The sequence below is a fragment of the Pseudomonas sp. GXZC genome, assembly GCF_026967615.1.
In the GTDB taxonomy this organism is placed as follows: Bacteria; Pseudomonadota; Gammaproteobacteria; order Pseudomonadales; family Pseudomonadaceae; genus Aquipseudomonas; species Aquipseudomonas azotoformans_A.
In genome coordinates this window covers 6,348,073-6,361,528 of sequence record NZ_CP114115.1, presented here as the reverse complement: position 1 = coordinate 6,361,528, position 13,456 = coordinate 6,348,073, and the positions used below count along the sequence as shown (strand labels likewise).

The following is a 13,456-nucleotide window of genomic DNA, read 5'->3' as shown; positions in this document are numbered from 1 at the left end:
TGACTTTGAAGATGAAATGGAAAAGATGAATGACATGATGAAGATGAAATAACTGTATAAAATATAACCAAATCATCTGTGGCGCAAGCTCGCGAACGCTGGGCTTGCCGAACGGTGTCCGTTCGCAGGGCAAAACTTGTAATTAGTCCCTGATCTTGTATGGTTGGTTCCCTTTTGAATCTGAGCCTTGCGGGTCTGTTATGAAGTCGGTTGAAGAGCAGCTAGCGCTGATAAAACGTGGTGCGGAAGAACTGTTGGTCGAGGCTGAGCTGATCGAAAAGCTCAAGCGTGGCCAGCCCCTGCGTATTAAGGCTGGCTTTGATCCGACTGCGCCGGATCTGCACCTGGGCCATACCGTGCTTATTAATAAGCTGCGTCAGTTCCAGGAGCTGGGGCATCAGGTCATCTTCCTTATAGGTGACTTCACTGGGATGATCGGTGATCCGAGCGGCAAGAGCGCGACGCGCCCGCCGCTCACGCGTGAGCAGGTGCTCGATAACGCCGAAACTTACAAGACCCAGGTGTTCAAGATTCTCGACCCGGCCAAGACCGAAGTGGCATTCAACTCCACTTGGATGGACAAGATGGGGCCGGCGGACTTCATTCGCCTGACCTCTCAGTACACCGTTGCACGCATGCTTGAACGCGATGACTTCGACAAGCGCTACTCCACCAATCAGCCGATCGCCATTCATGAGTTCCTCTATCCGCTGGTTCAGGGTTACGACTCGGTCGCCTTGCGCGCGGACGTTGAGCTGGGTGGCACCGACCAGAAATTCAACCTGTTGATGGGGCGTGAGCTGCAGCGCGCGTATGGGCAGGAAGCTCAATGCATTCTGACCATGCCGTTGCTCGAAGGGTTGGATGGCGTCAAGAAGATGTCCAAGTCCTTGGGCAACTATGTCGGTATCCAGGAAGCGCCGGGTGTGATGTACGGCAAGCTGGTCTCCATTCCGGATGCGCTGATGTGGCGTTACTTCGAGCTGCTGAGCTTCCGTTCGATGGATGAGATCAATGCGTTGCGTGCTGAAGTAGAAGCAGGCGCCAATCCTCGTGACGTGAAGATCAAGCTGGCCGAAGAGATTGTTGCGCGTTTCCATGGTGAAGAGGCTGCTGCCAATGCTCACCGCGCCGCGGGTAATCGCATGAAGGATGGCGAGCTGCCGGATGATCTGCCGGAGATTGAGTTGTCTGCTGCCGAGGCAATGCCGATCGCGGCTGTGCTCAATAAGGCTGGCCTGGTTAAGAACTCGGCCGTTGCACGCGACCTTCTGGGTTCCGGTGGTGTGCGTATAGATGGTGAGGTTGTGGATCGCACCTTTATATACGAGCTGGGCGCTACCCACGTTTGCCAGGCTGGTAAGAAGGCCTTTGCGCGTATTACGCTCAAATCCGAATAAAACTGAAATTAGGTGTTGACGGCGAATTGTAACTGTCTATAATTCGCCCCACTTCCGGCGCAGTCGAAACGGAAAACTCCTTGGTAAACAATGAGTTATGTAGGTTTCAGCAGCAGGTTGCTTCAGTTCATCGAAGCCAAAAAGAAGTTGAAAGAGAGGTGTTGACAGCAGCGTGTAACGCTGTAGAATTCGCCTCCCGCTGACGAGAGATCTGAAGCGCAAGTGGTTGAAGTTGTTGAAGAAACCTTCGAAAGCTTCTGAAAATAATCACTTGACAGCAAATGAGGCTGCTGTAGAATGCGCGCCTCGGTTGAGACGAAAGATCTTAACCAACCGCTCTTTAACAACTGAATCAAGCAATTCGTGTGGGTGCTTGTGGAGTCAGACTGATAGTCAACAAGATTATCAGCATCACAAGTTACTCCGCGAGAAATCAAAGATGTAACCAACGATTGCTGAGCCAAGTTTAGGGTTTCTTAAAAACCCAAAGATGTTTGAACTGAAGAGTTTGATCATGGCTCAGATTGAACGCTGGCGGCAGGCCTAACACATGCAAGTCGAGCGGTAGAGAGAAGCTTGCTTCTCTTGAGAGCGGCGGACGGGTGAGTAATGCCTAGGAATCTGCCTGGTAGTGGGGGATAACGTTCGGAAACGGACGCTAATACCGCATACGTCCTACGGGAGAAAGCAGGGGACCTTCGGGCCTTGCGCTATCAGATGAGCCTAGGTCGGATTAGCTAGTTGGTGAGGTAATGGCTCACCAAGGCGACGATCCGTAACTGGTCTGAGAGGATGATCAGTCACACTGGAACTGAGACACGGTCCAGACTCCTACGGGAGGCAGCAGTGGGGAATATTGGACAATGGGCGAAAGCCTGATCCAGCCATGCCGCGTGTGTGAAGAAGGTCTTCGGATTGTAAAGCACTTTAAGTTGGGAGGAAGGGTTGTAGATTAATACTCTGCAATTTTGACGTTACCGACAGAATAAGCACCGGCTAACTCTGTGCCAGCAGCCGCGGTAATACAGAGGGTGCAAGCGTTAATCGGAATTACTGGGCGTAAAGCGCGCGTAGGTGGTTTGTTAAGTTGAATGTGAAATCCCCGGGCTCAACCTGGGAACTGCATTCAAAACTGACTGACTAGAGTATGGTAGAGGGTGGTGGAATTTCCTGTGTAGCGGTGAAATGCGTAGATATAGGAAGGAACACCAGTGGCGAAGGCGACCACCTGGACTAATACTGACACTGAGGTGCGAAAGCGTGGGGAGCAAACAGGATTAGATACCCTGGTAGTCCACGCCGTAAACGATGTCAACTAGCCGTTGGAAGCCTTGAGCTTTTAGTGGCGCAGCTAACGCATTAAGTTGACCGCCTGGGGAGTACTACCGCAAGGTTAAAACTCAAATGAATTGACGGGGCCCGCACAAGCGGTGGAGCATGTGGTTTAATTCGAAGCAACGCGAAGAACCTTACCAGGCCTTGACATCCAATGAACTTTCTAGAGATAGATTGGTGCCTTCGGGAACATTGAGACAGGTGCTGCATGGCTGTCGTCAGCTCGTGTCGTGAGATGTTGGGTTAAGTCCCGTAACGAGCGCAACCCTTGTCCTTAGTTACCAGCACGTTATGGTGGGCACTCTAAGGAGACTGCCGGTGACAAACCGGAGGAAGGTGGGGATGACGTCAAGTCATCATGGCCCTTACGGCCTGGGCTACACACGTGCTACAATGGTCGGTACAGAGGGTTGCCAAGCCGCGAGGTGGAGCTAATCCCATAAAACCGATCGTAGTCCGGATCGCAGTCTGCAACTCGACTGCGTGAAGTCGGAATCGCTAGTAATCGCGAATCAGAATGTCGCGGTGAATACGTTCCCGGGCCTTGTACACACCGCCCGTCACACCATGGGAGTGGGTTGCACCAGAAGTAGCTAGTCTAACCTTCGGGAGGACGGTTACCACGGTGTGATTCATGACTGGGGTGAAGTCGTAACAAGGTAGCCGTAGGGGAACCTGCGGCTGGATCACCTCCTTAATCGACGACATCAGCTGCTCCATAAGCTCCCACACGAATTGCTTGATTCATTGAAGAAGACGATAAGAAGCAGCCCGAAATTGGGTCTGTAGCTCAGTTGGTTAGAGCGCACCCCTGATAAGGGTGAGGTCGGCAGTTCGAATCTGCCCAGACCCACCAATTTTGTGTGGGAAACGCCTGTAGAAATACGGGGCCATAGCTCAGCTGGGAGAGCGCCTGCCTTGCACGCAGGAGGTCAACGGTTCGATCCCGTTTGGCTCCACCACTACTGCTTCTAGAAGTTGAAAGCTTAGAAATGAGCATTCCATCAGGTTGATGGTGAATGTTGATTTCTAGTCTTTGATTAGATCGTTCTTTAAAAATTTGGGTGTGTGATAGAAAGATAGACTGAACGTTACTTTCACTGGTAACGGATCAGGCTAAGGTAAAATTTGTGAGTTACTCAGTTTTGAGTATTATCGAATTTTCGGCGAATGTTGTCTTCACAGTATAACCAGATTGCTTGGGGTTATATGGTCAAGTGAAGAAGCGCATACGGTGGATGCCTTGGCAGTCAGAGGCGATGAAAGACGTGGTAGCCTGCGAAAAGCTTCGGGGAGTCGGCAAACAGACTTTGATCCGGAGATGTCTGAATGGGGGAACCCAGCCATCATAAGATGGTTATCTTACGCTGAATACATAGGTGTAAGAGGCGAACCAGGGGAACTGAAACATCTAAGTACCCTGAGGAAAAGAAATCAACCGAGATTCCCTTAGTAGTGGCGAGCGAACGGGGACTAGCCCTTAAGTGGCTTTGAGATTAGCGGAACGCTCTGGAAAGTGCGGCCATAGTGGGTGATAGCCCTGTACGCGAAAATCTCTTAGTCATGAAATCGAGTAGGACGGAGCACGAGAAACTTTGTCTGAATATGGGGGGACCATCCTCCAAGGCTAAATACTACTGACTGACCGATAGTGAACTAGTACCGTGAGGGAAAGGCGAAAAGAACCCCGGAGAGGGGAGTGAAATAGATCCTGAAACCGTATGCGTACAAGCAGTGGGAGCCCACTTTGTTGGGTGACTGCGTACCTTTTGTATAATGGGTCAGCGACTTATTTTCAGTGGCGAGCTTAACCGAATAGGGGAGGCGTAGCGAAAGCGAGTCTTAATAGGGCGTCTAGTCGCTGGGAATAGACCCGAAACCGGGCGATCTATCCATGGGCAGGTTGAAGGTTGGGTAACACTAACTGGAGGACCGAACCGACTACCGTTGAAAAGTTAGCGGATGACCTGTGGATCGGAGTGAAAGGCTAATCAAGCTCGGAGATAGCTGGTTCTCCTCGAAAGCTATTTAGGTAGCGCCTCATGTATCACTGTAGGGGGTAGAGCACTGTTTCGGCTAGGGGGTCATCCCGACTTACCAAACCGATGCAAACTCCGAATACCTACAAGTGCCGAGCATGGGAGACACACGGCGGGTGCTAACGTCCGTCGTGAAAAGGGAAACAACCCAGACCGTCAGCTAAGGTCCCAAAGTTATGGTTAAGTGGGAAACGATGTGGGAAGGCTTAGACAGCTAGGAGGTTGGCTTAGAAGCAGCCACCCTTTAAAGAAAGCGTAATAGCTCACTAGTCGAGTCGGCCTGCGCGGAAGATGTAACGGGGCTCAAACCATACACCGAAGCTACGGGTATCACGTAAGTGATGCGGTAGAGGAGCGTTCTGTAAGCCTGTGAAGGTGAGTTGAGAAGCTTGCTGGAGGTATCAGAAGTGCGAATGCTGACATGAGTAACGACAATGGGTGTGAAAAACACCCACGCCGAAAGACCAAGGTTTCCTGCGCAACGTTAATCGACGCAGGGTTAGTCGGTCCCTAAGGCGAGGCTGAAAAGCGTAGTCGATGGAAAACAGGTTAATATTCCTGTACTTCTGGTTATTGCGATGGAGGGACGGAGAAGGCTAGGCCAGCTTGGCGTTGGTTGTCCAAGTTTAAGGTGGTAGGCTGGAATCTTAGGTAAATCCGGGATTCTAAGGCCGAGAGCTGATGACGAGTTAACTTTTAGTTAACGAAGTGGTTGATGCCATGCTTCCAAGAAAAGCTTCTAAGCTTCAGGTAACCAGGAACCGTACCCCAAACCGACACAGGTGGTTGGGTAGAGAATACCAAGGCGCTTGAGAGAACTCGGGTGAAGGAACTAGGCAAAATGGCACCGTAACTTCGGGAGAAGGTGCGCCGGTGAGGGTGAAGGACTTGCTCCGTAAGCTCATGCCGGTCGAAGATACCAGGCCGCTGCGACTGTTTATTAAAAACACAGCACTCTGCAAACACGAAAGTGGACGTATAGGGTGTGACGCCTGCCCGGTGCCGGAAGGTTAATTGATGGGGTTAGCTAACGCGAAGCTCTTGATCGAAGCCCCGGTAAACGGTTACCGTAACTATAACGGTCCTAAGGTAGCGAAATTCCTTGTCGGGTAAGTTCCGACCTGCACGAATGGCGTAACGATGGCGGCGCTGTCTCCACCCGAGACTCAGTGAAATTGAAATCGCTGTGAAGATGCAGTGTATCCGCGGCTAGACGGAAAGACCCCGTGAACCTTTACTATAGCTTTGCACTGGACTTTGAATTTGCTTGTGTAGGATAGGTGGGAGGCTTTGAAGCGTGGACGCCAGTCTGCGTGGAGCCAACCTTGAAATACCACCCTGGCAACTTTGAGGTTCTAACTCAGGTCCGTTATCCGGATCGAGGACAGTGTATGGTGGGTAGTTTGACTGGGGCGGTCTCCTCCTAAAGAGTAACGGAGGAGTACGAAGGTGCGCTCAGACCGGTCGGAAATCGGTCGTAGAGTATAAAGGCAAAAGCGCGCTTGACTGCGAGACAGACACGTCGAGCAGGTACGAAAGTAGGTCTTAGTGATCCGGTGGTTCTGTATGGAAGGGCCATCGCTCAACGGATAAAAGGTACTCCGGGGATAACAGGCTGATACCGCCCAAGAGTTCATATCGACGGCGGTGTTTGGCACCTCGATGTCGGCTCATCACATCCTGGGGCTGAAGCCGGTCCCAAGGGTATGGCTGTTCGCCATTTAAAGTGGTACGCGAGCTGGGTTTAGAACGTCGTGAGACAGTTCGGTCCCTATCTGCCGTGGACGTTTGAGATTTGAGAGGGGCTGCTCCTAGTACGAGAGGACCGGAGTGGACGAACCTCTGGTGTTCCGGTTGTCACGCCAGTGGCATTGCCGGGTAGCTATGTTCGGAATAGATAACCGCTGAAAGCATCTAAGCGGGAAACTAGCCTCAAGATGAGATCTCACTGGAACCTTGAGTTCCCTGAAGGGCCGTCGAAGACTACGACGTTGATAGGTTGGGTGTGTAAGCGCTGTGAGGCGTTGAGCTAACCAATACTAATTGCCCGTGAGGCTTGACCATATAACACCCAAGCAATTTGACTACTCGAAAGAGCATCAGATTGCGGTGTGTGAAGACGATAGAACCGAAAGTTCGATCTCACAAAACACCGAAAGCTATCACATACCCAATTTGCTGAAGCGAGGCACCTGCCACGACTCAGTACCCGAATTTCTTGACGACCATAGAGCATTGGAACCACCTGATCCCATCCCGAACTCAGCAGTGAAACGATGCATCGCCGATGGTAGTGTGGGGTTTCCCCATGTGAGAGTAGGTCATCGTCAAGATTAAATTCCGAAACCCCATTTGCGAAAGCAGATGGGGTTTTGTTTTGGGCGGTCGAAAAACACAAAGGCGGTCATTTCGACGACCTTCAGTGCTAAGGTCCTGCGTTTCTATGCAATGACCCTGCGCATGGCTATCATGCGTGCCTCATTGTGAGGCGATATTTGCATGCTGACGCTGTTAAAACTTCTGAAAGATGGCCGATTCCACTCGGGTGAAGCGCTTGGTGCCGCCCTGGGTGTCAGCCGCAGTGCTGTCTGGAAGCAACTCCAGCACCTGGAAGCAGAACTCAATCTGCCCCTCCATAAGGTGCGAGGTAAGGGGTATCAGTTGGCGTCACCGTTGGTGTTCTTGACTGCTGAAGATATTGCCTTGAATGCGCCCTCCCTAGCGTGGCCCATTCATATCTCTGACTCCATTGACTCCACTAATGCCGAAGCCTTGCGCCTTGTTGATGGCGGTTGCGCGGCGCCGCTCTTGGTGCTTGCGGAGCAGCAAACGGCCGGCCGGGGTAGGAGGGGGCGGAAGTGGGTAAGCCCGTTCGCACAAAATGTGTATTACAGCCTCGTATTGCGCATCGAGTCGGGCCTTCGGCAGTTGGAGGGACTGAGCCTGGTGGTGGGCTTGGCGGTCATGCAGACCTTGCGCGAGTCGGGTGTGCAGGACGTTACTCTGAAGTGGCCAAACGACGTTCTGGTAGGGGAGAAGAAAATTGCCGGGATTTTGCTGGAATTGGTAGGAGACCCCGCTGATATTTGCCACGTTGTCCTCGGAATAGGCATCAACGTGAATATGCAGAGGGCTGACGAGGTGGACCAGCAATGGACATCGGTTCAGTTGCAGACAGGTTCTCCGGCGAATCGCAATGCGATGGTGGCGCAGTTGGGGTTGCAGCTGCAAAGCTACCTGGAGCGACACCGTGAGGGTGGTTTTGTCGCACTCAAAGATGAGTGGGAGCAGAATCACGCCTGGCAGGGGCGGGCGGTGTCTCTTATCGCAGGTATCAGCCAAGTCGATGGCGTTGTACTGGGTGTAGACCGTCAGGGAGCACTGCGCTTGAGCGTTGATGGTGTTGAAAAAATATACAGTGGTGGTGAGTTAAGCCTGAGGTTGCGTGATGATTCTTGAGCTCGACTGTGGGAATAGCTTTATCAAATGGCGTGTACTTGATGCCGACAGTGCTCACGCCTCTTCGGAAGGGATTGTTGGTTCGGATCTGGCTTTGATTGAAAGCCTCGTGGCGCTTCCCGGATTGTTGCTGACGCGTTGCCGGCTGGTGAGCGTTCGTGCCCTGGAAGAAACAAGCAAGCTGGTTGCGGCCCTGCATGAGGCCTTCGGCGTTGCCGTCTCCTGTGCGGCTCCCGCGCGCGCGATGGCCGGAGTGCGTAACGGCTACGAAGATTTTGAGCGTCTGGGTCTTGATCGTTGGCTTGCAATGCTGGGGGGGTTCAAGTTGGCGCGCGGTGCTTGCCTGGTGCTCGATTTCGGCACGGCAGCCACGGCGGATTTCATCGCCGCGGATGGTGAGCACCTCGGTGGATTCATCTGTCCAGGTATGCCGCTCATGCGCAACCAACTGCGAACTCATACACGCAAGATACGGTACGACGACGCCGCTGCTGAAAGGGCGCTGGAGCGCCTCTCTCCAGGTCGTACGACCGTAGAGGCAGTGGAGCGAGGTTGTACGCTTATGCTTCGAGGGTTTGTACTCACTCAGTTAGAGCTGGCGCGAAGCTACTGGGGTGATGACTTCACTGTGTTCCTTACGGGAGGGGACGCCGATTTGGTGGCAGATGCGGTGCCGCAGGCCCGACTCGTTCCAGATTTGGTTTTTGTCGGTTTGGCGATGGCTTGTCCTTTGTCCTGAGGTGATTATGCGTTGGTTGTTTTTGCTTTTACTTGTCCTCAACGCCTTCTACTACATCTGGCATCAGCAAGAAGCGCCGTTGCGCGCCAAAGATGTCACGCCTCTGAGTCTTTACAAGGGGTCGCAACAGGACATTCGCTTGCTCAGTGAGTCGTCTGATGCGGTGACGCGCAGAGATCGTGCAAAAGCATCTGAGGCGCAGAATATGTGTTTGTACATCGGTGGTTTTGCGGACCAGCGGCAGGCGCAGTCTGTTGAGCAGCGCCTGACGAGCCTGGATATAAAGGTCAAGGTCCAATTGCTCAATACTGCTGAAGCCTCCGGCTATTGGTTGCGCGTAGCCCCTGAAAGTCGACGCCTGGCTGAGGATCTGCCATTTGAAAACCTTGCTAAGGAATTCAATGAGTTAAAACATAAAATAATGTTGTGCGAAGGCGTTGCATCTCTCGAATAGTTTGCATAGAATGGCGCCCGCTTCGCAGTGAAGACCTTTAAGGCCTACAGTGTGAAGCGAAGGTCAACGCAGCTAACCTCATATTTTTAAATGAGAAAATGCTTGACAGAAGGTCGGCGTAATGTAAAATGCCGGCTCGCTTAGGAGGGGTTCCCGAGCGGCCAAAGGGATCAGACTGTAAATCTGACGTCTACGACTTCGAAGGTTCGAATCCTTCCCCCTCCACCATTTTTAGCGTGAGCTGCAAGCTCCGCGGGTATAGTTTAGTGGTAGAACCTCAGCCTTCCAAGCTGATGATGCGGGTTCGATTCCCGCTACCCGCTCCAAGTTTGCAGGTTGTGCAAGGTGTTTCGCTCTTGTAGCTCAGTTGGTAGAGCACACCCTTGGTAAGGGTGAGGTCAGCGGTTCAAATCCGCTCAAGAGCTCCATATGACAAGGCAGATATGAAAATATCTGCCTTTGTTTTAACAGCTGCCTCGGCTTGTTGGTGTTGCGTCTGGCTTTATCGTCGGGTGATTTCAAGTCTAGTGGGGTTGGTTGTTGTAAAGTCTTTTTCAGGCCTGCATAATGGTCGGCCTGATTTTGTTTTAGGTCAGTAGCTCAATTGGCAGAGCGACGGTCTCCAAAACCGTAGGTTGGGGGTTCGATTCCCTCCTGACCTGCCAGATTCACGTGGTGTATCTGGCTTTCTTTTCACAGGATCTTCATAGATGACTCCTAAGGCTGAAGCTCAAAGCTCTCGTTTCGATCTGGTCAAGTGGCTCGCTGTAGTTGCCTTGGTGGTCGTAGGCGTTGTTGGCAATCAGTACTATTCTGCTTCGCCGATCCTGTACCGCGTCCTCGCTTTGCTTGCCCTTGCTGCTGTAGCTGCCTTTGTAGGCCTGCAGACTGCCAAAGGCAAGTCTTTCGCGGTCCTGGTAAAGGAAGCTCGCACCGAAATCCGTAAAGTCGTTTGGCCGACTCGCCAAGAAACCACGCAGACCACGTTGATCGTTGTGGCTGTTGTTCTGGTTATGGCGTTGCTGTTGTGGGGGCTTGATTCCCTGCTCGGCTGGCTTGTTTCCTTGATTGTTGGCTAAGGGTGTCCCGTGGCTAAGCGTTGGTACGTTGTGCATGCTTACTCGGGTTACGAGAAGCATGTTATGCGCTCTTTGCTAGAGCGCGTAAAGCTGGCAGGCATGGAAGATGGCTTCGGCGAAATTCTGGTTCCCACTGAAGAAGTGGTTGAAATGCGGAATGGCCAGAAGCGCAAAAGCGAACGCAAGTTCTTCCCTGGCTATGTGCTGGTTCAGATGGACATGAATGAAGGTACTTGGCACTTGGTCAAGGATACCCCTCGTGTCATGGGCTTCATTGGCGGTACTGCTGATAAGCCTGCTCCTATCACTGACAAAGAAGCAGAAGCGATTCTGCGTCGCGTTGCTGATGGTAGCGACAAGCCTAAGCCGAAGACGTTGTTCGAGCCGGGTGAGGTTGTTCGTGTCACAGATGGTCCGTTTGCTGATTTCAACGGTACTGTCGAAGAAGTTAACTACGAAAAGAGCCGGATCCAAGTGGCAGTGCTCATTTTCGGTCGCTCTACTCCGGTAGAGTTGGAGTTCAGCCAGGTCGAGAAGGTCTAGCTGAGCAATCATCCCAACCCCGCAGCCTTAGGCTGTGGGGTTTTGTCGTCACTGGGATAAACGCGCAAGTAACCGGGGAGCCTTTCGAGGCGTTTGAACCCGTAATTGGAGTGCCTCATGGCCAAGAAGATTACCGCTTACATCAAGCTGCAAGTGAAGGCCGCTCAGGCCAACCCTAGCCCACCCGTCGGTCCAGCTCTGGGTCAGCACGGCGTGAACATCATGGAATTCTGCAAGGCCTTCAACGCCCGTACTCAGGGTCTTGAGCCAGGTCTGCCGACTCCAGTGATCATCACTGTATACAGCGACCGTAGCTTCACCTTCGAAACCAAGTCGACCCCGGCTTCGGTTCTGTTGAAGAAAGCTGCTGGTCTGACTAGCGGTTCCGCTCGTCCGAACACCGTTAAGGTTGGCACCGTAACTCGTGCTCAGCTGGAAGAAATCGCGAAAACCAAAAACGCGGATCTGACTGCAGCTGATATGGATGCAGCCGTGCGTACCATCGCCGGTTCTGCTCGTAGCATGGGCCTTAACGTGGAGGGTGTGTAATGGCTAAGCTGACCAAGCGTCAAAAGGCTATCGCCGGCAAAATCGAAGCAGGCAAGGCCTACAACTTTGTAGACGCCGCTGCCCTGCTGGCTGAGCTGTCGACTGTCAAGTTCAGCGAGTCCGTAGACGTTGCTGTAAACCTGGGTGTTGACCCACGTAAATCCGACCAGGTCGTTCGTAGCGCAACTGTGCTGCCACACGGTACTGGCAAGACTGTACGTGTAGCTGTCTTCACCCAAGGCCCGGCAGCTGAAGCTGCTCTGGCCGCTGGCGCTGATCGCGTTGGCATGGACGACCTGGCTGCCGAAATGAAAGGCGGCGACCTGAACTATGACGTAGTTATTGCTTCCCCGGATGCAATGCGCGTTGTAGGTCAGTTGGGTCAGATCCTCGGTCCACGTGGTCTGATGCCTAACCCTAAAGTCGGCACCGTAACCCCAGACGTAGCCACCGCGGTCAAGAACGCCAAGGCTGGTCAGGTTCGTTATCGCACCGACAAAAACGGCATCATTCACACCTCCGTTGGCAAAGTCGGCTTCGATGCCGTCAAGCTGAAGGAAAACGTTGAAGCCCTGATCGCTGATTTGAAGCGTATCAAGCCAGCTTCCTCGAAAGGTATCTACGTCAAGCGCGTTACCCTGAGCACCACTATGGGCCCAGGTCTGGTCATCGACCAAGGCTCGCTGGACGTATAAGACACAGATTGGCGCGAGCGATCGCGTCGATTGAAAAATTGGGGTCCCTGCCTGGCGGGGGCTATCCAAGACCGTAGGCGGCGCAAGTCTTAAACCACAAGCCTACGCAGATGGTGCTCCCGGTTCCTTACCGAATCAGACACCAAAACGACATCCGGCTCCGGCCAGATGAAACGGTAACAAGCAGGAGTTAAACCCGTGGCAATTAATCTCGAAGACAAGAAGGCCATCGTCGCTGAAGTCAACGAGGCTGCCAAAGCTGCTCTGTCCGCTGTCGTGGCTGATGCCCGTGGTGTGACAGTAGGCGCTATGACCGGACTCCGTAAAGAGGCTCGTGAAGCTGGCGTATACGTACGTGTTGTACGTAACACCCTGCTCAAGCGCGCTGTTGCTGACACTGAATACAGTGTCCTCAACGACGTGTTCACCGGCCCGACTCTGATTGCGTTCTCCAAAGAACATCCAGGCGCTGCTGCCCGTTTGTTCAAAGAATTCGCCAAGAGTCAGGATAAGTTCGAGATCAAGGCAGCTGCGTTCGAGGGCAAGTTCCTCGCAGCTAACCAAATCGACGTACTGGCAACACTGCCGACCCGCGACGAAGCCATTTCGCAGCTGATGAGCGTGATTCAAGGCGCTACCAGCAAGCTGGCTCGTACTCTGGCTGCAGTTCGCGAGCAAAAAGAAGCTGCCGCAGCCTAAGGCTGAGCAACTTCTCTCGCGTATTTTTGTTTATTTCGATGGCCGCGTAGGCCGTCCCCCAATTCAGGAAATACAGCAATGTCTATCTCCCAAGACGATATCCTCAACGCCGTAGCTGAAATGTCGGTTCTGCAGGTTGTTGAGCTGATCAAAGCTTTCGAAGAAAAATTCGGCGTTTCCGCTGCTGCTGCTTCCGCTGGCCCAGCTGTTGCTGCTGTTGCTGCTGAAGAGCAAACCGAATTCAACGTCATGCTGCTGGAAGCTGGCGAGAAGAAAGTAAACGTGATCAAGGCAGTACGTGAACTGACCGGTCTGGGCCTGAAAGAAGCCAAGGCTGTAGTTGACGGCGCTCCTGCCCAGGTTCTGGAAGCAGTGTCGAAAGACGCAGCTGACAAAGCCAAAGCAGTACTGGAAGAAGCAGGCGCTAAAGTCGAGCTGAAGTAAGCATCGACCTTGCGTCTCCAG

The 13,456-nt window shown here is 52.8% G+C and carries 10 protein-coding genes, 6 tRNA genes and 3 rRNA genes; all 19 read left to right on the top strand.

Going from position 1 to position 13,456, the window contains the following annotated elements:
* The first annotated feature begins 200 nt into the window (after positions 1-200).
* The 19 genes from tyrS to rplL all read left to right on the top strand — a co-directional run bounded on the left by tyrS (position 201) and on the right by rplL (position 13,435).
* Positions 201-1,400, top strand: coding sequence for a tyrosine--tRNA ligase (gene tyrS / locus OZ428_RS30120; protein WP_033898150.1), 1,200 nt, complete (start codon positions 201-203; stop codon positions 1,398-1,400).
* Between the two features lie 496 nt (positions 1,401-1,896).
* Positions 1,897-3,432: ribosomal RNA gene (locus tag OZ428_RS30115) — 16S ribosomal RNA — on the top strand.
* Between the two features lie 82 nt (positions 3,433-3,514).
* Positions 3,515-3,591: transfer RNA gene (locus tag OZ428_RS30110), tRNA-Ile, on the top strand.
* Positions 3,592-3,621: 30 nt separating this feature from the next.
* Positions 3,622-3,697: transfer RNA gene (locus OZ428_RS30105), tRNA-Ala, on the top strand.
* Between the two features lie 249 nt (positions 3,698-3,946).
* A 23S ribosomal RNA gene (locus OZ428_RS30100) occupies positions 3,947-6,838 on the top strand.
* 153 nt (positions 6,839-6,991) lie between these two features.
* Positions 6,992-7,107: ribosomal RNA gene (rrf, locus tag OZ428_RS30095) — 5S ribosomal RNA — on the top strand.
* Together the 16S, 23S and 5S rRNA genes with 2 tRNA genes alongside form the textbook arrangement of a ribosomal RNA operon.
* A 166-nt stretch (positions 7,108-7,273) precedes the next feature.
* A complete protein-coding gene (gene birA / locus OZ428_RS30090; protein ID WP_269132148.1) occupies positions 7,274-8,233 on the top strand; it encodes a bifunctional biotin--[acetyl-CoA-carboxylase] ligase/biotin operon repressor BirA in 960 nt (319 codons plus the stop codon).
* Positions 8,223-8,972: a pantothenate kinase gene (locus OZ428_RS30085; RefSeq protein ID WP_269132147.1), complete on the top strand. Its 750-nt coding sequence runs from the start codon at positions 8,223-8,225 to the stop codon at positions 8,970-8,972. The genes birA and OZ428_RS30085 overlap by 11 nt, the downstream gene beginning before the upstream one ends.
* A 7-nt stretch (positions 8,973-8,979) precedes the next feature.
* Complete coding sequence (locus tag OZ428_RS30080; RefSeq protein WP_269132146.1) at positions 8,980-9,426, top strand: hypothetical protein; 447 nt, start codon at positions 8,980-8,982, stop codon at positions 9,424-9,426.
* Positions 9,427-9,569: 143 nt separating this feature from the next.
* Positions 9,570-9,654: transfer RNA gene (locus OZ428_RS30075), tRNA-Tyr, on the top strand.
* A gap of 24 nt (positions 9,655-9,678) precedes the next feature.
* Positions 9,679-9,752 (top strand) — tRNA-Gly (locus OZ428_RS30070).
* A 26-nt stretch (positions 9,753-9,778) separates the two neighbouring features.
* Positions 9,779-9,854: transfer RNA gene (locus OZ428_RS30065), tRNA-Thr, on the top strand.
* A 161-nt stretch (positions 9,855-10,015) separates the two neighbouring features.
* A tRNA-Trp gene (locus OZ428_RS30060) sits at positions 10,016-10,091 on the top strand.
* Between the two features lie 45 nt (positions 10,092-10,136).
* A complete protein-coding gene (gene secE / locus OZ428_RS30055; RefSeq protein WP_003194658.1) occupies positions 10,137-10,505 on the top strand; it encodes a preprotein translocase subunit SecE in 369 nt (122 codons plus the stop codon).
* A 9-nt stretch (positions 10,506-10,514) separates the two neighbouring features.
* Positions 10,515-11,048, top strand: a complete 534-nt coding sequence (nusG, locus tag OZ428_RS30050) for a transcription termination/antitermination protein NusG (RefSeq protein ID WP_003176436.1) — start codon at positions 10,515-10,517, stop codon at positions 11,046-11,048.
* Between the two features lie 117 nt (positions 11,049-11,165).
* Positions 11,166-11,597 (top strand): 50S ribosomal protein L11, encoded by a 432-nt coding sequence (rplK, locus tag OZ428_RS30045; protein WP_003176435.1) that lies wholly within the window; start codon positions 11,166-11,168, stop codon positions 11,595-11,597.
* The gene (rplA, locus tag OZ428_RS30040; RefSeq protein WP_033900028.1) at positions 11,597-12,292 is read left to right on the top strand and encodes a 50S ribosomal protein L1; all 696 of its coding nucleotides are present in this window, start codon (positions 11,597-11,599) and stop codon (positions 12,290-12,292) included. Before rplK ends, rplA begins: the two co-directional genes overlap by 1 nt.
* Positions 12,293-12,490: 198 nt before the next feature.
* Positions 12,491-12,991, top strand: a complete 501-nt coding sequence (rplJ, locus tag OZ428_RS30035) for a 50S ribosomal protein L10 (protein ID WP_016969477.1) — start codon at positions 12,491-12,493, stop codon at positions 12,989-12,991.
* Between the two features lie 78 nt (positions 12,992-13,069).
* Positions 13,070-13,435 (top strand): 50S ribosomal protein L7/L12, encoded by a 366-nt coding sequence (gene rplL, locus OZ428_RS30030; RefSeq protein ID WP_003210093.1) that lies wholly within the window; start codon positions 13,070-13,072, stop codon positions 13,433-13,435.
* Positions 13,436-13,456: the final 21 nt, after the last annotated feature.

Excerpts from the sequence above, each read along its gene's own strand:
- birA (WP_269132148.1), top strand. The coding sequence starts at position 7,274 with ATGCTGACGCTGTTAAAACTTCTGAAAGATGGCCGATTCCACTCGGGT.
- OZ428_RS30080 (WP_269132146.1), top strand. The coding sequence starts at position 8,980 with ATGCGTTGGTTGTTTTTGCTTTTACTTGTCCTCAACGCCTTCTACTAC.
- OZ428_RS30085 (WP_269132147.1), top strand. The coding sequence starts at position 8,223 with ATGATTCTTGAGCTCGACTGTGGGAATAGCTTTATCAAATGGCGTGTA.
- secE (WP_003194658.1), top strand. The coding sequence starts at position 10,137 with ATGACTCCTAAGGCTGAAGCTCAAAGCTCTCGTTTCGATCTGGTCAAG.
- rplK (WP_003176435.1), top strand. The coding sequence starts at position 11,166 with ATGGCCAAGAAGATTACCGCTTACATCAAGCTGCAAGTGAAGGCCGCT.
- rplL (WP_003210093.1), top strand. The coding sequence starts at position 13,070 with ATGTCTATCTCCCAAGACGATATCCTCAACGCCGTAGCTGAAATGTCG.
- rplA (WP_033900028.1), top strand. The coding sequence starts at position 11,597 with ATGGCTAAGCTGACCAAGCGTCAAAAGGCTATCGCCGGCAAAATCGAA.
- tyrS (WP_033898150.1), top strand. The coding sequence starts at position 201 with ATGAAGTCGGTTGAAGAGCAGCTAGCGCTGATAAAACGTGGTGCGGAA.